Origin of the sequence: Nonomuraea roseola (genome assembly GCF_039535395.1) — a bacterium.
Lineage (GTDB): Bacteria > Actinomycetota > Actinomycetes > Streptosporangiales > Streptosporangiaceae > Nonomuraea > Nonomuraea roseola.
The window spans coordinates 169,155-196,010 of the sequence record NZ_BAAAXC010000009.1; the positions used below are offsets into that span (position 1 = coordinate 169,155).

Sequence of the window (26,856 nt, forward strand, 5' to 3'; positions counted from 1 at the left end):
AAGGGGTCAGCAGGTCTTCCATCGGATGCGGGTGGTGAGCGAGTCGGAGGGGCCCTGGACGGTCAGCACGACCTCCGTCGGTGACGGGTCTCCGCACCAGTGGCGAAAGCGCAGCGCCCGCACCTGGATGACGGCGGGGTCGCCGTCGCCCGAGGTGCCCGTGGACGGGGTGACGGCCAGCCCCGGTGCGGTGATCCGCCAGCTCACCGGCTCGCCGGGGACGTTCAGCGTGATCGTGCCCCTGCCGAAGTCGTCCAGCGCGATCGAGGGAGGAAGCGTCAGCCGGCCCGCGAGGGCGTCGTCGCCCGCCGAGGGGGTGAACGTGGTCTCGGGGGGAGACTCCGGCGAGGGTCCGAGGACCTGCAGGCCGGTGATCATGCCTGCCGTACCGGCGACGAGCATGATGGCGACCTTGACGGCCGTACGGCGGGTGCGCGCGCCCGCCGCGGCCAGCGCCTCGGGCAGCCGGGATCTGGGCCTCGGCTCGGGCGCCGGCGAGACGGCCTCGGCCGGCTCCTCCCGCGCGAGCCGGCCGGGCGGCGGGCTGGTCGCCTGATCGGTGGGGGAGAGGACCTCACGGGCCCACACCCTGGAGGCCAGCGCGTTGAACAGCGGGGTGTCCTGGCCGGGGGTCGGGATGGCGGGGGGCCGCACGTCGAGGTCCTCGCCGGCGGGCCGTCCCTCCGAGTCGGCGGGGGCGGCCTGGCGGGGGACCACGGGCGGAGCGGGGTCGGGCACGGAGGGCAGCAGACTCAGCACCTGCTCCCTGCGCGCGAGACTCAGCGGGGCCACCGGCACCTGGTCGATCATCTGGGGAACGGTGTAGTGGATGTTGAAGGGCCGGTTGCAGGCCGAACACTCGATCATGTGGGTGAGCAGGTCGGAGCGCGCCGAGGCGGACCCGTCGGGGAAGGCCGCCGCGGCCAGAGGGGGCAGCACCTCGCAGGTGGGTCTGCCGCGCGAGAGCGCGTCGAGCCCGCTCACCAGCGTCTCGATGAGGTCCTGCGTCCTGGTGACCAGCCGGTGCGCCTCCGCCGCCGGCAGGCCCAGCGCGTACGACAGGTCGGCCAGGGTCAGCTCGTGACGGAACAGCAGCAGCAGCGCCTCCACGCCCAGCGGGTCGACCACCGCCCACGCCCGCTCCATCAGCTCGGCGTCGGGCAGGCCCGGCCCCGTCCCCGGGTGGTAGCCGTCGCGGCAGGCGGGATCGGCCAGGCAGACGCGGCGCAGCGCCGCGATCAGCAGGCCTCGCTCGGAGACGCTCTCCGGCACGGCCTGCCAGTTCGACGCGCCGAGCGCGGCGGCGACCGCGGCGGGCGCGGCGGCCTCGCCCAGCCGGTGGACGGCGTAGTCCATGAGGTGGCCGCCGTGCTCGCGCACCCATGCCGCCGCTCTGTCAGGTCCGAGGATGGCGCTTCCCGTGTCGTGAAGGGAGCTCATGGCCCCGGGTCCGGCTCGACGACGCCCGGCGAGCTCTCCGTCGAAGGGGCGCTGCCCCTGGTGGGATCGACCACCACGAGCTGCAGGTTGCGGTCGGGCAGGCCGGTGAACTTGGTCCAGTTGCTCACCTCGCCGTCGGCCGGTTCCGCGTACAGCCACCGGATGAACGCGGGCCACATGCAGGAGTCGCGTGGCAGATTGGCGGGCGAGGCCGAGACGCCCATCGCCTGGAGTTGCTGCTTGCTGTAGTCGCGGCATTCGGGGGTGCCCGGTGGGGCGATGGTGAGGTCCCATTCGCCGTTGGCGTCGGTGTAGGTCCTGGTGCCGTCGAGGCCGAGCGCCTCTTCGGCGCGCCGCATCAGCTCGGGGTCCTGGAAGATCGGCAGGCTCTCGCCCTCGGCGGTGGCCGGGCGCAGGGTGGTGCCTTCGGGGGCGCGCGGTCCCGAGGTGGCGGCGGCCGTGCCCCGCAGTTGGGTGGGCCGGCCGGTGGCGGCGGGCCGCAGCGAGGTCGGCATGGACGGTTGTGAGGGCGTGGCCTTGGGCTTGACGCTGACCCTGGTGCTCGCCCTCGCCGAGGGCTGCGCCGACCTGGCGGGCGGCGGGCTCTTCAGGGTCGGTGGGGCGGGCCTGGCCGTGGGCAGCGCGGTCTGCGCCGGGTCCTCGCAGCCAGGGGCGATCCCTTCGCGGACGGCCGGCCGCAGCGCGCTGCCGTCGGGCCCTGTCAGCAGGCACTGGCGGTCGTCGGGGGGCCGGACGGTGGGGGTGCCGCCAGGAGGACGAGCCGTGGGTGCCTGGTCAGGCGGCCTGACAGTCGGCCGCTGGCCGGGCTGGCTCTGACGCGGCTGGCCGGACGGATTCTGGCGGGGCTGGTCCGGCGGATTCTGGCGGGGCTGGTCCGGAGGGCTCTGGCTGGGCCGGCGTGGCGGGCTCTGGCTGGGAGGCCGCTGGACCGGCCGGCTCGCGGTGGGCGGGCTCCCCGTCGGCCTGGCCCGGTCCTGGCCGCTCTGGCCCGACCGGCTCTCGTCGGCGGGACGGGGGCGCACCGGTTGCAGCGGAGGACGGCTGGGGACGGGCTCGACGGCCCGCAGCGTGCCCTTGGGGAAGGAGGTGGCGGGAGCGTCGGCCAGCTTCGGCGTGCCGGTCTCGATCGTGTCGTCGTCCCTGCCCGTCTCGGGCTTGCGTTCCCTGTCGGGCTCGCTCTTCCTCGTCGACGCGGGGGGGTCCTGCGCGGGAGGGCGAGGAGCGGGCTGTCGCGGCTCGTTCATCCGCGTGGGCTGCGGCGCCTCGCTCCTCCTGGGCGCGGGGTCGGGCCGCTCCGACTTCTTCGGTTCCTGCGGCCGCTCCGACGGGGTGGACCGGTCCGCGGGGTTGCCGGGTCTCAGCAGGGGCGGCGAGGTCGTCGTCCCGTTGCCCAGCAGGGGGATGGACGCGCACGCCTCACCCGTGGCCTGGACCGCCAGCCAGTCGACCGTGGCCGCCAGGCACACCGGAGGGCCCGCCGCGCCGCCCGACAGGGTGCTGCCGCCGTCCGCGCCGGTGAGGGAGCGGGCGGTGAGCCCTCCTGAGGACGACTCGGCGGACTGCCCGTCCAGCTGGTAGGTCCCCGCGGCCAGGCGCAGGACCTCGGTCCTGGGCTCGGAGGCGCGGTCGTGGAGTACGCTGCCCAGCCCCGCCCCGGCGCCGAACACGCCGATCGTGAGTGCTGTGGTGACGACCGTTGACCTGGAAGGTCTGCGTGGGGATGTCGCCATGGTGCTCCTCTTGTCTTCGGTTCGTCAGGTGCCGTGGCTCTCCAGTACGTCTGTCCAGTCGCCCATGACCCTGATGGGCTCGGCCGAGCCGATCGGCGGGACGTGTGCCAGGTACATCCGCCCGTAGGTGGCGCTCGCCGTACGGGCGAACGAGCGGTTGCCGGTGCGGACGGCGGCCGGGCCCTTCAGCGTCACCGTGGTGCCCTGCCGCTCGGCCGTGCGCACCTCGGTGGAGCGCGCGGAGTACCAGACCAGCGCGCCACCGTCGGTGGTCCTCAGCGCCCTCACCTCGCCGGTCAGCCGGTAGGACAGCGCCAGCTTCCAGCCGGCCTCACGCAGCTGGGCGCGCTCGCGCTGCCAGAGCTTCACCGCGGTCGACGTCCACGGCCCTTCGGCGAACCGCCCGTCCTCGGTGGCTCGTTCCAGGCTCCTCAGGTGGGCGAGCGCGATCTGTTTGGGCGTGCCGCGCAGGCCGGAGGTGAACTCGTCCAGGCTCGTGGCGTAGCCCTCGGGGTCGACGGCGATGGCGGGCAGGTCGGGCGCGGGGTCGCGGGTGTCGGCGGTCGAGACCGCGAGCCGCCATCCCTTGCCGGTCCTCACCATCAGGTCGGTCACGCGCGCGACGCCCGGCTCGTGCATGGCGGCCACGAACCATTCGCCCGCCTCCGCCGTACGGCGCGGCACCCACACCTTGGTGCCCGGCCAGATCCCCGCGGGGACCTCGCTCTTCTGCAGCCTGGCGGTCTCGAAGCTCGCCTTGGTCATCTCCAGCGCGAGCCCCTGTTCGAGCGCGTCGACGGCCTTAGGGTCCAGCTTGAGCTGGGCCGCCGACAGCTCGCGCTGGAAGCGGTCGTGCACCCGCTTGGCCTCGGCGGCCGTGACCGCCGGCTTCGCCCCGTCCCCTCGCGACGGAGCGGCCGACGTGGCCGGGTCGACCGGCTGACCGGTCGACCCGGCCCGTGCCGATCCTCGATCGGGATCCGCCGCCGACGCGGTGGCCATGGGAACGGCCACCCCCTGCGAAGGCTCCCTCGAAGATCGAATCGCGCCGAGCCCGATCCCCACCGCGGCCAGCACGACGAATACGGTCCCCGCACCAATGACCAGCCGCCACGGGCCGGACGACAGCCACTCGGGCTCCCACTCGGACTCCGGTGGCTGAGGCTGCGATCTGTGCCTGGCCATCGGGGGTGCGGGCGCGGTCATGGCTGTGTCATCGGAGTGGCCGGGCGGCCAGACCTGCCTATCGGGCAGGTCCGATGGATCATGGGACACAAACCCCGATATTAGACTTACTGCACGTCCTTTCAAGGGTCATAAATGTAGTAATCGAACTTTCCGGATCGTATTAGAACTATATTTCGCAATTTCTATAGAGAAGTACGAAAAAGTATAATTTGCGGCCTTGACTGGATCCTGACTACGGGTTATGGCCTGCAGACCCGGTGGGTTCAGCTTCGGACGTGCAATTGACCGGGCAACGGCTGACCGGAATTCCGGCGGGTCGCTCTCCGCTCGGCGGCAGGGGGAGTGGCGCATATCGGTCCTCGCCTGAAAGTCGGCGCGCCGTGGAAAGGGTTATCGGTGCATTGTCGGCTCGCTATGTCGCCCGCACGGCACGCAGGCACCGCGCGGCCTGGACGCGGAGGGCCTCGGCGAGCTCGGGCGGTCCGCTGACGAGAGTGAAGTCGGCGTCCACGGAGGTGATCATCCACACCAGCGCCGAAGGGGTGTCGGCGCCGACATGGAACAGGCAGTTGTGCTCGTCGACCGCCTCGACCACGCCCATGCCGGGCCAGATCCTGTCGGCGACCGCCTCGGCGGACTCGTGCAGGGTCACGGTCGCCTGGCACGGCCACGTCCGCGACGACAGCTGGTGCGACAGGTACGTCGCGACGTCGCCGTCGGGCGGCTGCCTCGGCGCGAACCGCGGGCCGTACGGCGTGCGGGGGGTCAGCCTGTCCACCCTGAACGTGCGCCAGTCGTCGCGGTCGGTGTCCCAGGCGACCAGGTACCAGTGCCGGCCGAAGCTGACGAGGCTGTGCGGCTCCACCGAACGGGTGGTGACGCCGCCGCGAGGGCTGGCGTAGTCGAAGCGCAGCCCTTCATGGCGGCGGCAGGCGTCGGCGATCGTCATCAGCGTGTCGGGGCTCACCGCCGGCCCCGTGGCGCCGACCCTGACGGTCGCCGTGTGCAGCGTGTTGACCCGGTGCCGCAGCCGCGAGGGCAGCACCTGCTCGAGCTTGGTCAGCGCCCGCAGGGAGGTCTCCTCGATCCCGGCCACCGAGCCGCCCGCCGCCGAGCGCAGGCCGACCGCCACGGCGACGGCCTCCTCGTCGTCCAGCAGCAGGGGCGGCAGCGCCGCGCCCGCCCCGAGCCGGTAGCCGGCGCTCCCCTGGGTGGCGTGCACCGGGTAGCCGAGCTCGCGCAGCCGCTCCACGTCGCGGCGGATCGTGCGCGAGGTGACTCCAAGCCGCTCCGCGAGCTCGCCGCCCGACCAGTCGCGGTGGGTCTGCAGCAGCGACAGCAGCCTGAGCAGTCGTGCGGAGGTCTCGAGCATGTCCGCCAGTCTGCCGGACGCTTAGGACCGAATCTTTCCTAAGCGCGTCCTAGCGTCGTCGGTATGACGAACCCGCAGGGCATCAGGCCCTTCCGTATTGACATCCCTCAGGCGCAGCTCGACGACCTGCGCGCCAGGCTGGGCAACACCCGCTGGCCGGAGGAGCTGCCGGGCGTCGGCTGGAGCAGGGGTGTGCCGGTGGGCTACCTGAAGGAGCTCGCCGAGTACTGGCGCACCGGCTACGACTGGCGCGCGCACGAGGCGGCGCTCAACGAGCACCCGCAGTACCTCACCACCATCGACGGGCAGAACATCCACTTCCTGCACGTGCGCTCGCCCGAGCCCGACGCCATGCCCCTGGTGCTGCTGCACGGCTGGCCCGGCGGGGTCGTGGACTTCCTCGACGTCATCGGAGCGCTCTCGGACCCCCGCGCGCACGGCGGCGACCCCGCCACGGCCTTCCACCTGGTGATCCCCTCGCTGCCAGGGTTCGGCTTCTCCAAGCCGCTGGCCGGGCCCGGCATGAACGCGGCCAGGATGGCAGGGCTGCTGGTGCGGCTGATGTCCGAGCTCGGATACGAGCGCTACGGCGTCCAGGGCTACGACACCGGCGCGTGGGTCGCCCCCGAGATCGGCAGGCAGGACCCCGATCACGTCGTCGGCGTCCACCTCAACGCCATGCTCACCTTCCCCGTCGGCGCGGAGGGCGAGATGGACGCTCTCACCGAGGCCGAGCGGCGGCGCTGGGAGTCGATGCAGAACTTCAACGACGGCTACCTGCAGTGCAACTCCAAGCGGCCCCAGACGGTGGCCTACGGGCTGCACGACTCGCCCGTCGGTCAGCTCGCCTGGATCGTGGAGAAGTTCAAGGAGCTCACCGACCCCGAGGAGGGGCTGCCCGAGGACAGCGTCGACCGCGACCGCATCCTGACCGACGTCTCGCTGTACTGGCTGACCGGCACGGCGGGGTCGGCGGCGCAGATCTACTACGAGGAGATCTCCGCCAACGCCTGGAGCGCCTCGGCTGACGGCGCGAGCTGGAATGACGCCACCTCGGGGGGCGACGCCGGGGATGACGGCTCCTGGGATGACGGCTCCGGGGATGCCGGCTCCTGGAGCGAGGGCGCGGGCGACTGGGCGGCCGCGCAGCGGGGGACGGTGCCTACCGCGGTGCTCGTCTCCGCCCACGACGTGACCGTCCGCCCCTGGGCCGAGCGCGACCACAACGTCGTGCGCTGGACCGAGCTCGGCACGGGCGGCCACTTCCTGTCGATGGAGGCGCCGGACCTGCTGGTCGCCGACGTCCGCGAGTTCTTCGCGAAGGTGGGCTGAGGTGGGCGCCCGCGGGCCGCGTTCAGGCGCCGCCGTGCTGAGCCCGCGGGCGCTCAACCGCGCGGCGCTGGAACGGCAGCTGCTGCTGCGCCGCGCGGACCTGCCCGTGAGCGAGGCCGTCGAGCGGGTGCTCGGGCTGAACGCCCAGGATCCGAATCTGCCCTACCTCGCGCTGTGGAGCAGGCTCGAAGGGTTCGCGATCGAGCATCTGACGGCGGCGATCGAGGATCGGTCGCTCGTGCGCTCGACGATGATGAGGGCCACCCAGCACGTGATGTCGGTGCGCGACTTCCGCCTGGTCCGGCCGGTGCTCGCGCCGCTGCTGCGCAGGGTGCAGCGCAACGCCTTCGGGCGCCGCACCACGGGGATCGACCTCGACGCGCTGGTGGCGGAGGCGGGAGAGCTGCTCGCGGGCGAGCGGGTGCTCACCAGGCCCGAGTTGGGCAGGCTCCTCGCCGAAGGACGGCAGGGCGCCGACCCTCTCGCCCTCGGCTGGAGCGTGCAGTACCTGCGGCCGCTGGTGCACCCGGCTCCCAGCGGCACCTGGAACGTCCGCGGCGCCACGCCCTTCGCCTGCGCCGGCTGGACCGGCATCCGGCCGCAGGCGACGGCCGAGGACGTGCGCCAGATGGTCCGCCGCTACCTGGCGGCCTTCGGGCCCGCCTCCGTGTCCGACGCGCGGGCCTGGTCCGGCGTCGGCGGCCTGCGCGAGGTGTTCGACCAGCTGCGCCCCGAGCTCAGGGTCCACGCCGACGAGTCGGGCAGGGAGTTGTTCGACCTCCTCGACGCCCCGGCGCCGCAGGAGGACCTGCCCGCACCCGTGCGGCTCCTCCCGGAGTTCGACGCGCCTCTGCTGGCCTACGCCGACCGCACCCGCGTCATGACCGACGAGGTCCGCCGCCAGGTCTGCGTGGGCGCGGGCGTGGCGGCCACCGTCCTGGTCGACGGTACGGTCGCCGCCACGTGGACGGTGTCCCGCACCGGCGACGCCGCCACGCTGACCGTGCACCCGCTTCGCCACCTGCCGTCCGCGGCCCGCGACGAGATCGAGACGGAGTCGGCCCGCCTGCTCGCCTTCATCCACCCCGACGTCGAGGAGCACCGCATCCACCTCCTGCGATCCGCGTGACCTGCGAGCCGCCCGAGGCCGCGCGCAGGCCGGCGTCCTCGGGCGGGCCGCGCCGAGAATCCGGCGCGCGCTAAGGTGTCACATCGGTGTGAAGGAGGGACACGTGCGCATCGGGGATCTCGTGCAGGCGACCGGGGTGAACCGGCGGCTGCTGCGCTACTACGAGGAGCAGGGCCTGCTCCACCCGGTACGGCTGGCCAACGGCTACCGCGAGTACGCCGAGTCGGACGTCGTCGCCGTGCGCGCCATCCGCACCCTGCTGGCCGCCGGGCTGCCGACCGCCGTCATCGCCAGGTTCCTGCACTGCGTCCACGACCAGGACGAGCCGGTGGTGCCGCAGGCCTGCCCGACCGTGATCTCCCACCTGCGGCAGGAGCGCGCCCGCATCACCGAGACGATCAGCCGGCTCGAGACGTCCCAGCGGGAGCTGGACGCCCTGCTGGCGGCCGCCCTCCGCTGACCGGCCTGATCGCCTCCACCTCGGCGGCGCCGAGGCGGATGGGGCTTTGATCGATTTCCTCACCTCGACGAGCCGCGATACCGTCCCGTCTCATGATCGAGGGGCACGGTGACGAAGGGACCGCGCAGACGGCGGCGGCGATCGAGGCGTTCCTGGCCGACGGGCGAGGAGGCTCCTCCCGCGTGGCCCTGCGCCCGCTCACCCGCCACGACCAGGACGAGTTCGTGGAGCTGGTGCTCGCCAGCGCGGACCTGCACCACCCGTGGTTGTCCCTGCCCGCCACACCGGAGGCGTTCCAGAGCTATCTCGGGCGATTCGACCACGCGACCGCCCAGAGCCTGCTGATCTGTGTGCGCGGCACCGGAGCCATCGCAGGCATCGTCAACATCAATTCCATCATCCGCGGACGCCTCCAGAGCGCCTCGCTCGGCTACGCGGCCTTCACCCCCGCCGCGGGCCTGGGCTACATGTCCGAGGGCCTGCGCCTGGTGCTGCGCTACGCGTTCGAGCAGCTGCGGCTGCACCGGTTGGAAGCACAGATCCAGCCAGACAACCACGCCTCCCTGAGGCTGGTCGAGCGCCTCGGCTTCCGCAAGGAGGGCTTCTCGCCCGAGCTGCTGTTCATCGACGGCGGCTGGCGCGACCACGAACGGTGGGCTGTCACCGCCGGCATGATCGGCATCACTTCATGGGATCCGCATCCGACTCTGCCCGTCCGCTGACCATCCCATCGGCCGGGTCGGCCTGCTGAGCGCGAGTGCGGCTCGTCGGGGCCGGACGGCGCCGATGCCCAGGAGCTTGCCCAGCAGAGTGGCGAGCTGACCGCGCTCGTCGGGGGTGAGGGCCCTGAAGGTGTCGTCGAGGAACGCGGTAACCGACTCCTGCGCCTCGGCCAGCCGCCGCCTGCCCTCGTCGGTGATGGTGACGGCGTGGGAGCGCCGGTCGCGCGGGGCGCTCGCGGCGCACGTGGCCGGCCTGTTCGAGGTCGTCGCAGACGCTGACCATGACGCTGCGGTCGATGCGCAGCTCCTCGCTGAGCGTCCGCTGCGAGCAGGGGCCGACGGCGCCCGCCCGCCGTCATCCATCGCGTCGTCCCTGCAGGCCGCCTGCCCCTGCAGCGTTTGGGTTGAAATTCTGAACTCACTCGCCTAGCCTCGAGTTCAGAATCTGTACTGACAGAGGAGTGGGACATGCCTTTCGTGGAACTGTTCGCCCCCAAGGGCGCTCTCGACGGCGAGCGCGGCCGGCGGGTCAAGGAGCGGCTGGTGGCCGAGGTGATGCTGGCCGAGGGCGCACCCGACAACGAGGCCGCGCGAGAGATCTCCTGGCTCGTGGTCAACGAGCCCCAGGAGTGGTTCGTCGGAGGGCGGCCGATCGCCGGCGAGGAGCAGCCCCGCTACGTCGTCAGGGTCAGCGTCCCGGCCGGCTCGCTCGACGACGACAAGCGAGCCGACATGATCCAGCGCATCACCCGGGTCCTCTCCGAGGGGGAGGAAGACCCGGGGCGGCTGCACGACAAGCCGGTCGCCTGGGTGCACCTGATCGAGATCGCCGATGGCAACTGGGGCGCCATGGGCAAGATCTTCCGCTTCCCCGACATCATCGAATACGTGATCGGCGCGCCCGTTCCGGGCTGACGGGCCCTAAGGGGTGACCGGGATGTTGGTCAGCCCCGTCGTGGCGTTGGTGACGGTGTTGGAGGCGTGGACGACGTTCAGGACGCCCGGGCACTTGGACGTCGAGGTGATCTTGATGGCGTACTGGCCGACGCCGCCGAGGTCGGAGCGGTTGTCCCGCCAGACGTTCCCGCACCCGTTCCGGAACGCGGGGGTGGTGGAGGGGTTGTGCGTCTCGTACCCGTTGGCCAGGGTGCCGGGAGCGGTGAAGGTCCCGGCGTTGCCTTCGATCAGGTAGCCGACGCCCTTGGCGTCGATCCAGGAGTCCGCCGAGTTCTGGCCGCTGAGTCCGGTCCCGTTGAACGTGTTGCCCCTGATCACGCCGTCGAAGGTGCCCTCCTTCACGTCGACGTGCTCGGCGGTGACCTGGGGGCCGAGCTGGTTGTTCAGCACCTTGACGCGGTCGGAGCGGTCGGCGCCGCCCGAGTTGCCGTGGCAGCCCCAGTTGGAGCCGGCCGAGCCGATGTACACGGCCTCGCCGTAGCCGGGCTGGACCAGTCCGGTGTGCGTGATGCGGGAGTTCTGGATCACCCCGTCGGCCGACGACCTCCTGAAGTGCACGGCCTCGTCCTCGACATGGTGCACGTACACCCCGTCGATCGTGACGTGGTGGGAGTTGTCCAGCACGATGCCCTTCTTGGAGTCCTTCACCGTGAAGCCGGTCAGCTTCCAGTGGGGCGCGTCGTACAGCCACAGGCCGTAGCCGGAGTCCCAGCCGCCTCCAGGGGCGGGGCACGAGGGCGCGGTGCCCGAGGGGCCGTCGTTGACCAGGACGGCGTTCGACGGGCCTGCCAGGGTGATCGGGGCGGCGGCGCTGCCCGCGCGCTGGGTCACGAACGCCCCGTGGTACTCGCCTGCCGCCAGCCTGATGGTCTGTCCCGGCCGGGCGGCGGCCAGGGCGGCGGACAGCTCGGCGGAGGTCGAGACGTCCACGATGTCGCCTGGCGCGCCGCCGTCCGTGGTGCCGTAGATCTCGAACTCCCACAGCGAGTAGCCGTACGGCGTGCCGCGGGTCGTGCCGTACAGCCGGACGTAGCGTCCGCTGCCGGTGACGGCCAGGTCGTCGAGCGCCCCGTCGCCCGTGCTGGTGGAGTGGACGTCGGTCCACGTGGAACCGTCGGCGGAGGTCTGGATCTTGTAGGCCTTGCCGTAGGCGGCCTCCCAGGAGAGTCTGACCCTGGTGATCGTGGCCGTGGAGCCGAGATCGATGGTGATCCACTCAGGGTCGTGGCCTTCCACGCTGGCCCAGCGGGTGGCGCCGTCGCCGTCCACGGCCTTGCCCGCGGCGAACTCGGCCGCCTCCACGGAGGAGGAGGTGGCGGGTCTGCCCCGCGACAGCAGCCTCTCCTCCCCACCGGGACCGGCCTGGGTCGTGGCGGTGACGGCGTTGCTCGCGGGGGAGGCGTTGCCCGCGGCGTCGCGCGCTCTGACGGTGTAGGTGTAGCCGGTCGAGGGGGTGAGCCCGGTGTCGGTGTGGGCGGTGCCGGTGACGGTGGCCGCCAGGGTGGTGCCGCGGTAGACGTCGTAGCCGCTCACGCCGACGTCGTCGGTGGCGGCGTTCCAGGCCAGCGACACGCCGGTGGCGGTGGCGCCGGTCGCCCGCAGGCCGGAGGGGGCGCTCGGCGCCGTGACGTCCTGGCCCGAGCCCGGGCCCTTGAGGAAGAGCGAGCCCGACGGGTCGGTCATCGAGGCGTGAACCCCTGAGCCGGTGTAGTCGAGCGTCTCCCCGCCCGCCCAGTCGAGGATCGTGCTCCCGCCGGTGGCCAGATGCTGGAATGTCGTGGGATCGGCGGCGGAGCTGCCGAACTGGTACACCCGCTGCCGGTCGGGATAGTAAGGCTGGTAGGCCCCGCCCTGCGTGGTCTGCTTGGTCAGCTGGTTGTCGTAAAAGACGTTCTGCGGCCCGCTCGAGCCCGACCACTTGGCCGCCTTCGGCCCCGCGCCCCACCAGATCGGCCACCACGTCGAGTCGTCGACCCCGCCGCCGCCCTCCTCACCGCAGTTGGCCTGGCAGTTCTTCGAGGCGTGCTCGTACGGCACCGCCACCCTGTTGCTCTCGAACAGGTTGCGCCGCTCCCAGCCCCCGTGCAGGTTGAGGTCGGAGTCGAAGTCGTTGCCGATCGCCACGTTGCCCGAGGCCGACCACTGGAAGGTGAAGTGGCGCAGGTTCCTGCTGGTGTTGTAGGCGTAGAGGGAGTCCCAGACGCGGGAGCCGCGGAAGTAGCCGTTGCCGCCCTTGCCCTTGTTCCACGAGCCGTCGAATCGCGACTCCTGGACCTGGATGTTCTTGGCGTTCTCGGTCACGACCGCGTGGGAGCCGGTCATCCGCGTGCCCACGCGCCTGATCCAGACGTTGGCCGCCCACTTCAGCACGATCCCGTGCTGGGCGTACTCGGGCGCCATGTTGCCGTAGTTGTGCACGGCGTCGGCCTCGTCGAGGTCGTGGACACCGCCGCCGAGCCTGGGCATGCCCGCCATCTCCTGGGTGAGGGTCAGGTCCTCGATGCCCACGCCCTGGACGACCTTGAGCGGGGTGACCCTGCTGGGGTAGACCGTGCCGCCGATCGCCGCGGAGCCGTCCGAGGTGGAGTTGACCGGCAGGTCGTACTCCAGGGGCTTGTCGATGACGAGAGTCCTGCCCGTGGGGTCGACCGAGGCGATCTGGAAGATCTGCTGTCGCATGTGCAGGTTCGTGTGGCGAGCGGTGTCGGTCACCGTCTGCTGCTGGTAGAACTTCACGCTGTTGGCGGCGCCGACCCAGAGGAAGCCTCCGGCCCTGAAGCGCGACATGTCCGCGCTGGTGGCGAGCTTGATGAGCGTGCTGCCCACGGCCGACGACTCCCGCAGCGGCACGCCGCCCGCCCAGTGCTGGTTGACACTGCCCTCGAAGAGGTCCTTGCGGTTGGCGGGGGCCGAGGCGTGATCGCTCGCGTACCTGGTGTGCACGTCGCGGGTCTGGACGCGCAGCAGGCCGCGGCCCGGCCAGGTCCAGCCGCCCTTGCCCGCGCCGTGGGTCATGCCGTCCTCGTCCCAGTCGCTGCCGTCCTCGGTCAGGGTGTCGTAGCGGGTGTTCGCGTCGGGACGGAAGGCGAGGACGGTCTGACCCATGCCCGCGCCTCTGAGCACCAGATAGTCGGCGTCCAGGGCGAGTTGCCGGGTGACCAGGATCCGGCCGGCGGGCAGCGTGATGGAAGAGAGCCTGGTGTAGCCGGCGGTCGGGGTGCAGGTCGTCCTGATCGCGTCGATGGCCGCCTGCAGGCCCGTGGTGGCGTCGCCGCCGTCGGCGCGCACGCCGTACTGGCCGGCCAGTTCGGCGGGCGTGACGTGGCAGGCGGCGTCGGGGTGCGTGTCGGCAGGGCCGGGTAGGGCGGCGCCGCCCCGGTAGCCCGCCCTGCTCCAGTCGGGCAGGCCCGCCACGGGAGCCCGCCTGTTGGCGCTGCTCAGGTCGGGGATCGCGGCGGCGGATGCCGGGGGGTGCTGGGCGACCACGGTGGACAGGACGACGGCCCCAATCGCCAGCCATCGGGGGAGGTGCGACATCGGCAGTCCTTCGGGGGATGCGCTCATTAGTTAGGAAAATTTCCTAACAATATGGCGGAGAGTAGACATCCTGAGGCGCCGATGCAAGGCCCAAACCGGGTACGGCGGAGGCCGCGGCGCGCCACGGAACAGCCCCAGGATCTACGCCCGCACTTATGCTCGGCGGACCGCTATAAACAGGCAACATAATGGGCGTAATTCACGAAAGTTTCGATTTTTAACGTCAAAAGATGGGTTGTGTTATTTCACAAGGGAACCTTACGGTCATTCCATCGACGCTGAAAGGGGCATCCGATGCACGCGAACAGCAAGAATGGGCGCGCCGCGGCAGTGGGCGCGATCGTGGCCCTGGAGGCGCTCGTGCTGGGAGCATGCGCTTCCGGCCAGCCGGCCGGTCCCGGCGCCCGGGTCGAGGCGGCCGCGGCCGGCGGTCCGGCCGGTCAACCAAGGATCGCTGCTGTGATCAAGGGTCTGGACAACCCGTTCTTCCAGGCCATGAAGCAGGGCATCGACGACCAGGCCCGCGCGGGAGGCGTGACGGTCACGGTCCAGGCGGCCAACTCCATCACCGACACCACGGGCCAGGCCGACAAGCTGAACGGCCTCGCGGGGCAGGACTTCTCCTGCTACGTGGTCAATCCGATCTCCGGTACCAACCTGATCCAGGGCCTGGCCAGGCTCTCCATGCTGAACAAGACGATCGTCAACATCGACAGCCCTGTCGACCCGGCCGCGGCCAAGAGCGCCAACGTCAAGCTGGCCACCTACATCGGCACCGACAACGTCGAGGCGGGCAAGATGGCCGGCCGGCGGATGACCGAACTGCTGCCCTCGGGCGGCGACGTCGCAGTCATCGGCGGCATCGCGGGCGACGTCACCAGCGGCGCCAGGGTGCAGGGATTCCAGCAGGGCATCGGCCCCAACCTCAAGGTCGTCCAGACCGTCGCGGCCAACTGGGAGCGTCAGATGGCGCTCACCGCCGCGACCGACGTCATGCGAGCGAACCCGAACCTGGTGGGGTTCTTCGTCGCCAACGACGACATGGGACTCGGGGTGGCACGTGCCATCGCCAACAGCGGCAAGACGGGCAAGGTGAAGGTCATCAGCGTCGACGGCAACAAGGACGCGCTGGAAGCGGTCAAGGCCGGCACGCTCGACGGCACCGTCTCCCAGTACCCGTACGCGATCGGTCACATGGGAGTCGAGGCGTGCCAGGCCGCCGCGGCAGGCAAGACGCTCCCGCCCAACGTGAAGGCGCCGGTCGAGATGATCACCAAGGACAACGCCGACCAGGCACTGGCATCCACGCCCAAGCCGTTCGGGACCTATGACGACCCGTTCAAGGCTCTCATCCAGTAGCAGCGACCACGTCGCGGCGAGCCACCGGCGCATGCCGGGGGCGCCGCGGACAGAGGACGGACATGGCAAACGCAACGCTCGCCGCAGGCGATCGAGAAGCCTGGTCAGCCCGGCTGAAGGATCTGGGCTTCTGGGCCGAGTGGGCCGCCCTCGTCGGGCTGGTCGTCCTCGTGATCGTCTTCCAGGCGCTTAACCCGACGTTCCTGAGCGCGGGGAACATCGCGTCGATGCTGGTCGCCGCGGCGATCCTGATCATCCTGGCGGTGGGCCAGACCTTCGTCATCGCCACGGCGGGCATCGACCTGTCGATCGCCTCCACCATGACGCTGGGCGCGGTCGCCTTCGGCCAGGCCTACGCGGCGGGGTGGGGGCTGGTGCTGTCGTGCCTGCTGGGGATCGTCGCCTCGGCCCTGGTCGGTGTGGCCAACGGCGTGATCATCGCCCGCGGCAAGATCACCGACTTCATCGTGACGCTGGGGACGCTGTCAGCGGCCTCGGGACTCGCGCTCATCCTGGCCGACGGCAAGCCCGTGACGATCATCGACCCGGTCCTGCTGGGCCTGTCGACAGGCGGCCTCGGGATCTTCGGCTGGTCGTTCGTCATCGCGGTCGTGGTCGCGCTGGTGGCGCACGTGATGCTCTTCCACACCCGGTTCGGCACCCACCTGCTGGCCACCGGAGGGGCGCCGGAGTCCGCGACGGCCATGGGGATCAGTACCGAACGCATCAAGATCGCCGTCTACACGATCAGCGGCACGCTCGCAGGACTCGGGGCGATCCTCCTGGTCGCACGCATCGGCGCCGCCGAGCCCGCCGCCAACACCTCCTTCCTGCTCAACTCCGTGGCCGCGGTCGTGCTCGGTGGCGTCAGCCTCTTCGGCGGGCGGGGAACCATCATCGGCCCCTTCATCGGCGCGATGCTGCTGGTGGCGCTGGTCAACGGCCTGACCCTGCTCGGCGTCTCGCAGTTCTACCAACCCTTGGCCGTCGGCATCGTCGTGGTGCTGGCCGCACTCCTGACGAGGTTCCAGCGATGACCACCCGACCCGAGCCCGGCACCTCGACCGACGGCGCACTGCTGCGCTGCGAGAACGTCTCCCTGTCCTTCGGCAACGTCCGCGCCCTCGTCGAGGTCTCGCTGACGCTGCGGCGGGGCGAGATCACCGCCCTCGTCGGCGACAACGGCGCGGGCAAGTCCACGCTGGTGCGCTGCGTCTCCGGGATCCACCGGCCGCAGAGCGGACGCATCGTCTTCGACGGCGACGAGATCGACTTCCACTCTCCCGAGGACGCCCGCGAGGCAGGCATCGAGACCGTCCACCAGAACCTGGCCCTCGTCGAGGACCTGACGGTGTGGCAGAACCTCTTCCTCAACCGCGAGATCGTCCGCCGGCTCGGCCCCGTCGCCATCCTCGACCGGCGGGCCATGCAGTCCCGCTCGAAGGAGATGGTCTCCACGCTGGCGGTCAACGTGCCCGCGGTGCGCTCACGCGTCCGGCGGCTGTCCGGCGGCCAGCGTCAGGCCGTCGCCATCTGCCGCGCCGCGGGTTTCAGCTCCAAACTCGTCATCATGGACGAGCCCACCGCGGCCCTCGGCGTCCAGGAGACCGCCCGCGTCGAGGAACTCATCTCCAGGATGCGCGAGGAGGGTCACTCCGTCCTGCTCATCAGCCACAACTTCGTCCAGGTCATGCGGCTCAGCGACCAGGTGTGGGTCATGCGCGCCGGCCGCTGCGTCGGCGGGCGCCGTACGTCCGAGACGTCAGGCGAGGAGATCGTCGCCCTCGTCACCGGCGCCGCCGGCCAATGAACACGACCCCAGCACCACGAGAAAGCACCCATCTCATGACCACTGACACCAAGACCAACCCGATCGGCGTGCACGCCCTGGTCTGGGCCGGCGACACGAGCCCGTCCTCGCTGGCCTCCGCGATCGAGAAGACCAAGGCCACCGGGTTCGACCTGCTCGAGATCTCCCTGCACGACTCGGCGAACCTCGACGTCGTCGCCGCGCGCGACGCCCTGCGCGAGGCCGACCTGGGGGTGGCGTGCTCGCGAGGCCTCGCCTTCGACGCCGACGTCTCCAGCGACGACCCGTCCGTGGTGGAGCGCGGCGAGAAGCTGCTGCACGACTCTCTCGCCGTGACCGGCGCGCTCGGAGGCACCCACTTCACCGGCGCCCTCTACAGCGCACTGGGCAAGTACGACCACCCACTGACCACCGCAGGGCGCCGCAACGTGGTGTCGGTCCTGCGCGGGCTGGCCCAGGAGGCCCATCGGAAGGTCATGACGCTCGGCCTGGAGATCTGCAACCGCTACGAGACCAACGTCATCAACACCGCACGCGACGCGCTCGTCCTCGCCGACGACATCGGTGAGGACAACGTCCTCATCCACCTCGACACCTACCACATGAACATCGAGGAGGACGACCTCGTACGGCCCGTGCACGAGGTCGGAGACCGGCTCGGCTACGTTCACATCGGCGAGAACCACCGGGGCTACCTCGGCTCCGGGCACCTCGACTTCACCTCCTTCTTCCACGCGCTGGCAGACATCGGCTACAGCGGGCCGATCACCTTCGAGTCCTTCTCCTCGGCGGTCGTCATGCGAGGTCTGTCCAACGATCTGGCCATCTGGCGCAACCTGTGGTCCGATGGCGAGGACCTGGCACGCCACGCGCATGCCTTCATCACCGAGCACCTCCACACGAGCCGATCACGATGACGACACTCGACGAACTGGCGAACCGGGCCCGCTCCCTGGTCCGTGGCGGTCACCGCGCCCTGCTGGGCATCGCGGGCGAACCCGGTTCTGGCAAGACCACGCTCGCCGAGAACCTGGTCGCGCTGCTGCGGCGCACGCCGCCGGTCGGCCTGCCGCAGGGGGAGTGGGTGGCGTACGTGCCGATGGACGGCTTCCACCTGGCGGACGTCGAACTCGACAGGCTCGGGCGGCGCGACCGCAAGGGAGCCCCGGACACCTTCGACGCCGCCGGCTACGCGGCGCTGCTCGGGCGCCTTCGGCAGGACGAGGACGACGTGGTCTACGCGCCCGCGTTCGAACGCGATCTGGAGCAGCCGATCGCCGGGAGCATCCCGGTCGAGCGGCCGGCCAGGCTGGTCGTCACCGAGGGCAACTACCTGCTGCTCGAGCAGGGCGACTGGGCGCGCGTGCGGCCCCGGCTGCACGAGGTCTGGTACTGCGATCTCGGCTCGGACGAGCGCGTGCGCCGCCTCGTCGCCCGCCATGAGCGGTTCGGCAAGGATCATGACGCCGCCGTGGCGTGGGTGCTGGGCACCGACCAGCGCAACGCCGACCTCGTCGCCACCACCCGCGCCCGCGCCGACCTCGTCGTCCCCGACACCCTCCTGCGCTCGATCGGCTACCGGGACCGGGCCCTGATCGACTGACGACCGGACTCGCTCCCGGTACGCGGGTGCCGCACGGCTCCCGTTTCCGACCGCCGGCCGGGATCGGGGCTACCGGCGGTGGGCGACGATCAGGCGGGCGTGCGGGCGGTGATGCCACTCACCGGCGGGGGCGCGGCTCAGGAACTCCTCGCGCAGCCGGTCGACGAACGCCTCTCCTCGAGCGGTGGCGAGCGCTCGCAGGGGCCCGGAGCGGACGTAGGCGTCGAAGACGGCAGGCGCGTCCACGTGGGACATCGGGTACGACACCCGTTCGTCCCTCTCGACGGCCGCGCCGGCCGCCGTGAGCGCCGCCGTGAGCCGCTCCTCCCACGAGCCGTCGCCCGGCGGCACGTGCGGGCCGAGCACGTCTTTCATGAGCGCGAAAGGCCCGTCGAGCTCGGTGACATCGGGCCAGAAGACGACAGAGAGCCGTCCCGCGGGGCGCAGCGCCGTCACCCATGACCGGACGGCGAGCTCAGGCTCGGGAAGCTGCTGGAGCCCGAACACCGACACGACGGCCCCGCACCTGCCCGACCAGCGTGGGTCGAGCGTCGAGGCGTCGCCCTCGACGACACTCACGTTCGGCCACGGGGCGGCCCGCTCACGCGCCCTGCGCACCATCCCCTCGGACAGGTCGATCCCGACGATCTCACGATGGGCAAAGTGCTCGATCAGCGCGTCGAGCTCGGGAAAGGTTCCGCAGCAGGGCACCAGGACCGGCCCCTCGGGCGGCTCGGAGGTCGTGACCGCCTCCACCGCCGCCTCGACCCAGGGCGCGAAGCGAGGGACGAAATAGGCGTCGTAGCCCTCGGCCGCCTCGTCCCAGCCTCTGGCCACCCGGGCGAACCGTTCGGCATGATCCTTCATCGCCCGCCCAGCCTGGCCGCGATCCGCTGAGCCCCGGACCCCGACAGGGCAGCCAGCCCCGTCACCCGTCCTGTCGCCAGGAGGAGCAGGTCACCCGCCGGCCCCCGCACCTCGTCAGGACCCTCACCGGCCGACCAGTCCAGGTCGGTCGCGACCAGCCTCGTGCCGTGGAAGCGCTTGCGGGCGCCGTAGAACGAGCTGTCGTGGACGTGGGCCAGCGCCGCCATGACCGGCCCTTTCGGCATCTCGCGCACACGCCCGAGCGGCCGCGCCACATCCTGCCCGTGCACGAGCGCGTCGACGAGCGGGTCCAGCGGCCCCGCGCCGAGCGCGCGACGCGGTGAACCCGCCGTCTGCCTGAACTGCGCGACGAGCTCGGCCGGCGTGAACCTGGCCGCCCGCTCCCTCGCCTGGTCGGCCACCATCGTGTTGAAGTCGCCGCGCGCCCTGATCACGCCCCCGATCGTGCCGAGGAGCGTCGAGCGCGTGGACATCGTCAGGTGAGCGGCCACGTCGTGCACCGTCGAGCCGGGACACAGGGAGTCCGTCTCCCACTCGTGCGCGCCGAGATCGTCCAGGAAATCGGCGAGGCTGAGCCGTTCGGCCTTCAGCCAGGAAAAGATCTTGTCTCTGTCCACGTTCTATTCTCCTCGTCGGATGAGGTGGCGCCGTCAGGCGCCGGGCGTCTCGACGGCGTGCAGTCTGCGCCGCAGGTGCGCCCGCTCGGGTTCGGTGCCGGCCAGCTCCAGCGCCTCCCTGTAGGCGGCCGCGGCCTCGGGGAAGCGGCCGAGCCTGCGGAGCAGGTCAGCCCTGGCCGTCGGGTAGGGGTGGTAGCCGCGCAGCCTCGGCTCGCCGGCCAGCTCGTCGAGCAGCGCCAGGCCCGCCTCGGGGCCGTCGCGCATGGCGACCGCCGCGGCTCTGTTCAGCGCGACGACGGGGGAGGGGGCGAGAGCGAGAAGCACGTCGTAGAGCGCCACGATCTGCGGCCAGTCGGTGGAGGCGACGTCCGCGGCCTCGTCGTGCAGAGCGGCGATCGCGGCCTGCACGCCGTACGGGCCTGGCGGGCCGCCGGTCAGCGCGACGAGCACCAGGTCGCTGCCCTCCTCGATCATCGACTGGTCCCAGCGGCCGCGGTCCTGGTCGTCGAGCAGCACGATCTCGCCGTCGGGCCCCGTCCTGGCCTCGCGCCTGGCGTGGACCAGCAGCATCAGCGCGAGCAGGCCCGCGACCTCCCGCTCGGAGGGAAGCAGCCTGCGCAGGATCCGGGCCAGCCTGATGGCCTCCTCGGCGAGGTCGAGCCGCTGCAACCGAGCCCCCGAGCTGGCCGCGTAGCCCTCGGTGAAGATCGAGTAGATGACCTGGAGCACCCCCGGCAGGCGCTCGGGCAGTTCGTCCGCGCCGGGCACGCGGAACGGGATGCGGGCCTCGCGGATCTTCTTCTTCGCCCGCACGATCCGCTGGGCCATCGTCGCCGGCGGCAGGAGAAAGGCCCGCGCGACCTCGGTGGTCGTCAGCCCTGCCAGGCAGCGCAGGGTCAGGGCAACGCGGTCCTCTGCCGCGAGAGCCGGGTGGGCGCAGGTGAAGAACAGCTGCAACCTCTCGTCGGGGAGATCACCTCCGGCGTCCGCGGGCGGGGCGGGCGCGGCCCGATCCGCCTCCACCTGCAGGACGGCGAGCCTGGCGGCGTAGGCCTGGTCCCGCCGCAGCCGGTCGACGGCCTTGCGGCGCGCCGTCGTCAGCAGCCAGGCCCCCGGCCTGTCGGGGACGCCCTCGACCGGCCAGTGCTCCAGCGCCGCCTCGATGGCCTCGGACGTGACGTCCTCGGCCAGGTCGAGGTCGCCGAAGCGGCGGACGAGAGTGGCCAGCAACCTGCCGCGCTCCTCACGGAACACCCACTCCACGGACGACTCGACAGGCCGCTCGTTCATGGCCGTCAGAGCCCGAAGTCGGCGACCGGCCGCACCACGACCGACCCGCCGCCGCGCGCCCCCGGGCAGCGGGCGGCCCAGTCGAGCGCGACATCGAGGTCGGGCACGTCGATGACGTAGTAGCCGCCCAGGACCTCACGGGTCTCGGCGAACGGCCCGTCCGTGACGGTCCGCTCTCCCGCGGGGCCGACCGTGACCGTCGTGGCGGTGGTCAGGTCCGCCAGCGACTCCGACGAGACCCTGATCCCCGCCTCGCGCACCGCCTTGTCGTAGGCCATCCAGTCCTCGACACCGCAGGCGGGATCAGTCGTCGCGCCGCTGTAGATCAGCAACATGTACTTCATGGCAGGGCTCCTTTGTCTTCTGCGTGTCCTCGCGTGGCGAGGCGCCGTACGGAATGACGACGAACGGGACCCGCCCCCATCGACACAGGCCCCCGAATTTTCTCAGCACGAGTTTTCCGTGACGCCGGCGGCTGCGAAGGCGGCGTCCAGACCGCGGGATCCCAGGGGAGATGGGCGATGCGGCGCGGCCCGGCAGGCCACAGAGCGACCGAGGTGGGGGCGTGTCATCCGTCGACGAGTGCACGACCCGGCCGCGGTGATTCGGGCGCTACCGGACGGGCAATCCGGCGACGTCAGCTGGTGCCCCGGGAGTTGATCGGCCGGCCTCCAGGGATCAGGCCTTCCTGGCCTGCGCGCGTGGCAGGCGGAACAGCCCTTGCAGCCTGCGCAGAGCCTCGCGGTCGCCGGAGGCCGACGCGGCACCGCTCTCGACCGCCTCGGCGAGGGTGAGGCCGTGTCCGGTCAGGTCGAGGAACGCCTCCTCGCCGATCGTGATGATCGCGTCAGGGTGCTGGGCTGGACCGTGCAGCGTCTCGATCGCGCCGTCGTCGATCCTGGCGTGGAAGGCCTCGTCGTCGACGCGGAACTCGTACACCACGCGGAGCCCGGCGGCGGCCTCGGCGTCGAAGCAGGCCCGCAGGCCGAGCACCGCCCAGCCCGGATGGAACGTCTCGCTCTCGCGTCGTTCGCCCATCGCCCACTTCAGGCCCCACCGGGCCAGCGCCAGGACCGCAGGGCCGAGTTCCTCGCCGGACTCGGTGAGGGCGTAGGCGGGGGTCCTGGCGGGCGGCGGGAGCGTGATCTTGTGCGCCAGTCCTTCGCGCTCCAGGTGTTTCAGCCGGGCGGCCAGCAGCCCGGTCCCGAGGCCACGCAGGCTGGCCTGCAGATCGCCGAACCGTTTCGGCCCGGTCAGCAGCTCACGGATCAGGAGCAGCGTCCAGCGCTCGCCGACGAGGTCGAGGGTGCGCGCGGTCGCGCAGTACTGGTTGTAGGTTCGCTGGTCCACTTCAACATCTTAAACTTCGAGCTTCCCGTTGTTGAATGAACGAGTTTCCAGGAGTATCCGGGCGAGTGGCTCGGGGCGGGTGAGCATCACGTCGTGCGGGCCGTCCAGGGCGAGCGTCCGGTATCCGACGGCTGCGCCGAACCGGTCGAAGGGGTAGGTCTGCGGCCTGCAGTAGACGGCCGTTCCTGGGATCCGGTCGACGGCCCCGCTCAGGCGGGTCCGCTCGGTGAACGTGCGCAGCGGCTGCGGGAGCAGGCGCGCGGCCAGCCAGGCCGCGTCGTCGCCGTCGACGATGCCGAACGCCGCAGGGGGCGGGGCCGGGATCCGCCATCCGTCCCCGAGCGTCTCGGCTGCCGCACGGACGGCCTCGACGAAGGCGTCGGGAGCCAGGCTGAACATGCCGGCGCCGTCGGCCCCTGCCCACCCGTCCACCAGAACGACGTGGTCGACGGCCTCGGGCCGCGCGTCGGCGGCCTGCCGTACGACCAGGCCCGCGTAGCTGTGCCCGACCAGCACCAGCTCTTCCTCGCCGCCAACGGAGTCGACGGCGGCGACGATCGCCTCGGCGTGGTCGTGCAGCCCGTGATCCCCCGCGGTGCTGAGGTCGGGGGTGAGCGTGCGTGCCCCGGCGGCGTGCAGCAGGGGGACGACCCGGTCCCATGCCCATGGGCCGTGCCAGGCACCGTGGACGAGAACGAACGTGGTCACCGGCGAACGACCCCCTCGGCGGTCTGGGCCCCGACCGAGCCCAGCTCGAGCTTCTCTGCCCGCCGCGCCTGGACGACGAGCCGCTCCGGCTCGTGCTCGCCCAGGATGGTCTGGTCGTGCGTCGGCATCAGGTAGCCGACCTCCAGCCTTGCCATCGTGCCTCCCGGTCGTCGTGAGGTCCCGATCCTAGCCATTTACTTCTCATTTTTGAAGTGCGAGATTCTGTTTCAGGTAGAGATCAATGGAGTTCTGGCTGACCACAGCGCTCTGCACGGCGCAGGCGCACGTCGCCGGAGGCAGGAACGGCCGCGGACGCACGTCCGACGGACGGCTCGATCTGGACCTGCGGCAACCCAAGCCCTGAGCAGCTCTTCGCGATCGTCGCCAGACGGCCTCGATGGTCCGCTTGACGTCGGTGCCCGCCGCGGTCACGGCTGCACGCTCCCCTCGGTCTGGGCGCGCAACTGCCGCTCCCTCTCACGCAGCTCCGGCGTGAACTCGTCACCGAAGTCGTCGGCTTCGAATGAGCGAGGCGGAATTCCCCCGCAAGAAGGTCGAGGCGGTGTAGACCAGTCGTCGTCCAGCGACGTTCCACGCCGCGACCAGCTCTTTGCGATCGCGGCTCGCGACCGTGATCTCTCCCACGTTCCGGCCCGACGACTCCCGCGCCGGCCTGCCAGGACCGCCGCTGAGGGGCGTTGGGTGCGCCGGCCGCGGAAGGGCTGCAGAGATGTCCGTATGTGACAGATAACTGTCGTTGCGGTCATCCTGAGGGGTCGGTGACAATCGGGGTCATGTCCACCGCGCACCGCGTCGTCATCGCGCTCTTCCCGAACGTCGACCTGCTCGACGTCACCGGTCCGGCCGAGGTGTTCGCCCTTGCCAACCGGATCGGTGGCCGCGCCCTGTACGACGTGCGGCTCGCCGGACCCCAGGGCGGCCCCGTCACCACGGCCGCCGGGGTGCGGCTGCTCGCCGACCTGAGGTTCGACGAGGTGGGCGACCAGGTGGACACCCTGCTGGTCCCCGGCGCCGTGGACGTCACCCCCGACGGGCCGCGCGCGCTGACGGACCCCGAGGTGGTGGCGTGGGTGCGGCGGATCGCTCCCGCCACGCGCCGCGTGGCGTCGGTGTGCGTCGGCGCGCACATCCTGGCCGAGGCCGGGCTGCTGGACGGCCTGACCGCCACCACGCACTGGTCCACCGCCGCGCAACTGGCCGCCGACCACCCGAACGTCACGGTCGACCCCGACCCGATCTTCGTGCGGTCCAGCGGCCGGGTCTGGACGGGCGCGGGCATCAGCGCCTGCCTGGACCTGACGCTGGCGCTGGTGGCCGAGGACCATGGGGAGGAGGCGGCTCTGGCGGTGGCCCGCGAACTGGTCATGTACCTCAAACGCCAAGGCGGTCAGAGCCAGTTCAGCGTCCCCCTTGCCCATGCCGCCTTGGGTCGCCGCGACATCGACGACCTGCGCCTGTGGATCGCCGAGCATCTCGCCGAGGAGCTCACCACCACAGAGCTGGCGGCTCGGATGGGGCTGAGCCAACGCCAGTTCACCCGGGTGTTCCGGCAGCAGACCGGCACCACCCCTGCCGCCTACATCGAGTCCGCCCGCGTGGAGATCGCGCGACGACTGCTGGAGGCCACCGACCTGCCGCTGCCGCAGGTGGCGGCCGACAGCGGGCTCGGCTCGGTGGAGACCCTGCACCGCGCGTTCCGCCGCCGCCTGGGCACCGGCCCAGGCTCCTACCGCCGCCGTTTCCACACGGTGGCCTGACCCCCTTCACTTGCTCGCCGTCCGCCCGACGGCGGCGCGAGCATGCCCGGAAGACCGAAAGGAAACCCACCATGAGCACCGTCGCCTCGCCCACCCTCCGCCAGGTCAGCGGCCTGCCCACCGGCCCCGCGCGCCTGGCCGACTCCACCCTCGTCCTGATCGACTACCAGAACACCTACCGCACCGGCGTCATGGCCCTGCCCGACGCCGATCGGGCCCTTGCGGCCGGAGCCCGCCTGCTGGAACGCGCCCGCGCCGCCGGAGCCCACGTCATCCACGTCGTCAACGACGGCGGTCCCGGCACTCCCTACGACGTCCGGGCCGAGATCGGGGCCGTCAGCCCGCAGGTCGCACCGCGCGACGGCGAACCGGTGGTGGTCAAGGCGTTCCCCGACGCCTTCCACCAGACCGACCTGCAGCAGGTCCTGAAGGACCTGAACGCCGGACCCGACCTGATCCTGGCGGGTTTCATGACTCACATGTGCGTCACCTTCACCGCACAGGGAGCGTTCAACCAGGGCTACCACCCCACCGTCGTCGCCGACGCCTGCGCCACCCGCCCGCTCTCCGGCCCCGACGGCGCGCTGCTGCCCGCCGACACCCTGCACGACGCCGCCCTGACCACGATCGGTGACCTGTTCGGCCTGGTGGTGCCCACCGCCGATGCCCTGCCCGTCTGACGGTCTCTGTGGCGGACACGAGGGAGCGAGGCGACCACCACCAGGCCACCGCCCTCACGCGGCCGCACCTGCCGGGGGGTCACAAGGTGCGCAGGAAGTCTTCGAGGATCTCGTTGTAGACGTCCGGGCGCTCCATGTTGGGGTAGTGGGCGGTCCCGTCGATCGAGACTGCGCGGCCGTTGGCGACCGTGCGGGTGAGGCGCTCGGCCATGCCGATGTGGTCGGGCGAATCGATGGCGCCGTTGACGGCCAGCACGGGAACGTCGATCGTGGCGACGCGTTCCCATGTCTCACTCACCGGGACGAGCAGGTTGGGTTCGTCCTTGGTGTGCTTGGACATGGTGCCCCTGGCCATCCGCCGCTGGAGGTCGACGAATGCGGGGTCGAGGTCGTCGAGGGCGCGCTGTGGGCCCGCGGCGAAGAGGGTGAACGCCTCGACCGAGGCGTCCAGATCTCCGGCGGCCATCGCCGCGTGCCAGGTGGTCCAGACCTGGTTGGTCCAGGGGTCGGCGAAGTACGGCGCGCTGGTCCCTGCGCCGGTGACGACCACGGCGCTGACCAGTTCCGGGTGCTCCAGCGCGGTGTCGACCGCGGTGCTCGCGCCCATGGAGACACCCACGAGGACGGCGGGGCCGGTGTCCAGGTGGGTCAGCAGCGCGGCGAGGTCGTCGGTGAGCCGGTACGGCTCGGCGGCGTTGGCGGACCGGCCGTGGCCGCGGGCGTCGGGCGCGATGACGCGGTATCGGGAGGCGAAGTGCGGGATCTGGTCGTCCCACATGTGGTGGTCGAGAAAGCCGCCGTGCAGCAGGACGAGGGGGCGGCCGGTGCCGGTGTCGAGCCAGAACAGATCATTCATGACAACTAAGGTGTCATTGTCGGGCTGGA

The 26,856-nt window shown here is 71.4% G+C and carries 27 protein-coding genes; 13 read left to right on the forward strand and 14 right to left on the reverse strand.

The features are described 5' to 3' along the window. Positions 1-6: 6 nt before the first annotated feature. The 4 genes from ABFX55_RS10195 to ABFX55_RS10210 form a co-directional block, all read right to left on the reverse strand. Positions 7-1,440 carry a hypothetical protein gene (locus ABFX55_RS10195; RefSeq protein WP_346119854.1) on the reverse strand — a complete coding sequence of 478 codons (1,434 nt, stop codon included), beginning with the start codon at positions 1,438-1,440 and terminating at the stop codon, positions 7-9. Next, positions 1,437-3,191, reverse strand: a complete 1,755-nt coding sequence (locus ABFX55_RS10200; RefSeq protein ID WP_346119856.1) for a hypothetical protein — start codon at positions 3,189-3,191, stop codon at positions 1,437-1,439. Before ABFX55_RS10200 ends, ABFX55_RS10195 begins: the two co-directional genes overlap by 4 nt. Positions 3,192-3,215: 24 nt before the next feature. Then, a complete protein-coding gene (locus ABFX55_RS10205; RefSeq protein WP_346119858.1) occupies positions 3,216-4,397 on the reverse strand; it encodes a DUF8094 domain-containing protein in 1,182 nt (393 codons plus the stop codon). 394 nt (positions 4,398-4,791) lie between these two features. Continuing rightward, the gene (locus tag ABFX55_RS10210) at positions 4,792-5,751 is read right to left on the reverse strand and encodes a helix-turn-helix transcriptional regulator (RefSeq protein WP_346119860.1); all 960 of its coding nucleotides are present in this window, start codon (positions 5,749-5,751) and stop codon (positions 4,792-4,794) included. Between the two features lie 63 nt (positions 5,752-5,814). On the opposite strand from ABFX55_RS10210, the gene ABFX55_RS10215 reads away from it, so the two are divergent. The 4 genes from ABFX55_RS10215 to ABFX55_RS10230 all read left to right on the forward strand — a co-directional run bounded on the left by ABFX55_RS10215 (position 5,815) and on the right by ABFX55_RS10230 (position 9,394). Continuing rightward, complete coding sequence (locus tag ABFX55_RS10215; RefSeq protein WP_346119861.1) at positions 5,815-7,083, forward strand: epoxide hydrolase family protein; 1,269 nt, start codon at positions 5,815-5,817, stop codon at positions 7,081-7,083. Position 7,084: 1 nt separating this feature from the next. Beyond that, on the forward strand, positions 7,085-8,212 hold the full coding sequence (locus ABFX55_RS10220; RefSeq protein WP_346119863.1) for a winged helix DNA-binding domain-containing protein: 1,128 nt from the start codon (positions 7,085-7,087) through the stop codon (positions 8,210-8,212). A gap of 103 nt (positions 8,213-8,315) precedes the next feature. Further along, complete coding sequence (locus tag ABFX55_RS10225; protein ID WP_346119865.1) at positions 8,316-8,672, forward strand: MerR family transcriptional regulator; 357 nt, start codon at positions 8,316-8,318, stop codon at positions 8,670-8,672. Positions 8,673-8,764: 92 nt separating this feature from the next. Then, on the forward strand, positions 8,765-9,394 hold the full coding sequence (locus ABFX55_RS10230) for a GNAT family N-acetyltransferase (RefSeq protein WP_346119867.1): 630 nt from the start codon (positions 8,765-8,767) through the stop codon (positions 9,392-9,394). Here ABFX55_RS10230 and ABFX55_RS49760 read toward each other — a convergent pair. Continuing rightward, positions 9,354-9,698 (reverse strand): hypothetical protein, encoded by a 345-nt coding sequence (locus tag ABFX55_RS49760; RefSeq protein WP_487047396.1) that lies wholly within the window; start codon positions 9,696-9,698, stop codon positions 9,354-9,356. The genes ABFX55_RS10230 and ABFX55_RS49760 overlap by 41 nt on opposite strands. Positions 9,699-9,862: 164 nt before the next feature. On the opposite strand from ABFX55_RS49760, the gene ABFX55_RS10235 reads away from it, so the two are divergent. After that, on the forward strand, positions 9,863-10,309 hold the full coding sequence (locus ABFX55_RS10235; protein ID WP_346119868.1) for a tautomerase family protein: 447 nt from the start codon (positions 9,863-9,865) through the stop codon (positions 10,307-10,309). Positions 10,310-10,315: 6 nt separating this feature from the next. Here the strand turns inward: ABFX55_RS10235 and ABFX55_RS10240 are convergent, their stop codons facing one another. Further along, the gene (locus ABFX55_RS10240) at positions 10,316-13,888 is read right to left on the reverse strand and encodes a discoidin domain-containing protein (RefSeq protein ID WP_346119870.1); all 3,573 of its coding nucleotides are present in this window, start codon (positions 13,886-13,888) and stop codon (positions 10,316-10,318) included. Positions 13,889-14,347: 459 nt separating this feature from the next. Between ABFX55_RS10240 and ABFX55_RS10245 the strand changes: the two genes are divergently transcribed. The 5 genes from ABFX55_RS10245 to ABFX55_RS10265 all read left to right on the forward strand — a co-directional run bounded on the left by ABFX55_RS10245 (position 14,348) and on the right by ABFX55_RS10265 (position 18,660). Next, a complete protein-coding gene (locus tag ABFX55_RS10245; protein WP_346119872.1) occupies positions 14,348-15,247 on the forward strand; it encodes a sugar ABC transporter substrate-binding protein in 900 nt (299 codons plus the stop codon). Positions 15,248-15,309: 62 nt separating this feature from the next. Beyond that, a complete protein-coding gene (locus tag ABFX55_RS10250) occupies positions 15,310-16,284 on the forward strand; it encodes an ABC transporter permease (RefSeq protein ID WP_346119874.1) in 975 nt (324 codons plus the stop codon). Continuing rightward, entirely contained in the window at positions 16,281-17,057 is a 777-nt protein-coding gene (locus ABFX55_RS10255) for an ATP-binding cassette domain-containing protein (protein ID WP_346119876.1), read from the forward strand. The genes ABFX55_RS10250 and ABFX55_RS10255 overlap by 4 nt, the downstream gene beginning before the upstream one ends. A gap of 35 nt (positions 17,058-17,092) precedes the next feature. Beyond that, the gene (locus tag ABFX55_RS10260; RefSeq protein WP_346119878.1) at positions 17,093-17,974 is read left to right on the forward strand and encodes a sugar phosphate isomerase/epimerase family protein; all 882 of its coding nucleotides are present in this window, start codon (positions 17,093-17,095) and stop codon (positions 17,972-17,974) included. Next, positions 17,971-18,660 carry a nucleoside/nucleotide kinase family protein gene (locus tag ABFX55_RS10265; protein ID WP_346119879.1) on the forward strand — a complete coding sequence of 230 codons (690 nt, stop codon included), beginning with the start codon at positions 17,971-17,973 and terminating at the stop codon, positions 18,658-18,660. Before ABFX55_RS10260 ends, ABFX55_RS10265 begins: the two co-directional genes overlap by 4 nt. 69 nt (positions 18,661-18,729) lie before the next feature. Here the strand turns inward: ABFX55_RS10265 and ABFX55_RS10270 are convergent, their stop codons facing one another. The 7 genes from ABFX55_RS10270 to ABFX55_RS10300 form a co-directional block, all read right to left on the reverse strand. Further along, a complete protein-coding gene (locus ABFX55_RS10270) occupies positions 18,730-19,527 on the reverse strand; it encodes a class I SAM-dependent methyltransferase (protein WP_346119881.1) in 798 nt (265 codons plus the stop codon). Beyond that, positions 19,524-20,165 carry a maleylpyruvate isomerase family mycothiol-dependent enzyme gene (locus tag ABFX55_RS10275; protein WP_346119883.1) on the reverse strand — a complete coding sequence of 214 codons (642 nt, stop codon included), beginning with the start codon at positions 20,163-20,165 and terminating at the stop codon, positions 19,524-19,526. The genes ABFX55_RS10270 and ABFX55_RS10275 overlap by 4 nt, the downstream gene beginning before the upstream one ends. Before the next feature lie 33 nt (positions 20,166-20,198). Continuing rightward, on the reverse strand, positions 20,199-21,455 hold the full coding sequence (locus ABFX55_RS10280; protein WP_346119885.1) for an RNA polymerase sigma factor: 1,257 nt from the start codon (positions 21,453-21,455) through the stop codon (positions 20,199-20,201). Between the two features lie 5 nt (positions 21,456-21,460). Further along, complete coding sequence (locus ABFX55_RS10285; RefSeq protein WP_183641949.1) at positions 21,461-21,799, reverse strand: YciI family protein; 339 nt, start codon at positions 21,797-21,799, stop codon at positions 21,461-21,463. Between the two features lie 334 nt (positions 21,800-22,133). After that, positions 22,134-22,805 (reverse strand): winged helix-turn-helix transcriptional regulator, encoded by a 672-nt coding sequence (locus tag ABFX55_RS10290; protein ID WP_346119887.1) that lies wholly within the window; start codon positions 22,803-22,805, stop codon positions 22,134-22,136. A 9-nt stretch (positions 22,806-22,814) separates the two neighbouring features. After that, positions 22,815-23,513 carry an alpha/beta fold hydrolase gene (locus ABFX55_RS10295; protein ID WP_346119889.1) on the reverse strand — a complete coding sequence of 233 codons (699 nt, stop codon included), beginning with the start codon at positions 23,511-23,513 and terminating at the stop codon, positions 22,815-22,817. Then, the gene (locus tag ABFX55_RS10300; RefSeq protein ID WP_346119891.1) at positions 23,510-23,668 is read right to left on the reverse strand and encodes a hypothetical protein; all 159 of its coding nucleotides are present in this window, start codon (positions 23,666-23,668) and stop codon (positions 23,510-23,512) included. Before ABFX55_RS10300 ends, ABFX55_RS10295 begins: the two co-directional genes overlap by 4 nt. Positions 23,669-23,754: 86 nt before the next feature. On the opposite strand from ABFX55_RS10300, the gene ABFX55_RS10305 reads away from it, so the two are divergent. From ABFX55_RS10305 to ABFX55_RS10315, 3 genes are all read left to right on the forward strand, one after another. Beyond that, entirely contained in the window at positions 23,755-23,877 is a 123-nt protein-coding gene (locus ABFX55_RS10305; protein ID WP_346119893.1) for a hypothetical protein, read from the forward strand. A 430-nt stretch (positions 23,878-24,307) separates the two neighbouring features. Then, the gene (locus tag ABFX55_RS10310) at positions 24,308-25,291 is read left to right on the forward strand and encodes a GlxA family transcriptional regulator (protein ID WP_346119894.1); all 984 of its coding nucleotides are present in this window, start codon (positions 24,308-24,310) and stop codon (positions 25,289-25,291) included. Between the two features lie 71 nt (positions 25,292-25,362). Beyond that, positions 25,363-25,971 (forward strand): cysteine hydrolase family protein, encoded by a 609-nt coding sequence (locus ABFX55_RS10315; RefSeq protein WP_346119896.1) that lies wholly within the window; start codon positions 25,363-25,365, stop codon positions 25,969-25,971. A gap of 79 nt (positions 25,972-26,050) precedes the next feature. Here the strand turns inward: ABFX55_RS10315 and ABFX55_RS10320 are convergent, their stop codons facing one another. Continuing rightward, positions 26,051-26,827: an alpha/beta fold hydrolase gene (locus tag ABFX55_RS10320; RefSeq protein ID WP_346119898.1), complete on the reverse strand. Its 777-nt coding sequence runs from the start codon at positions 26,825-26,827 to the stop codon at positions 26,051-26,053. Positions 26,828-26,856 lie beyond the last annotated feature (29 nt).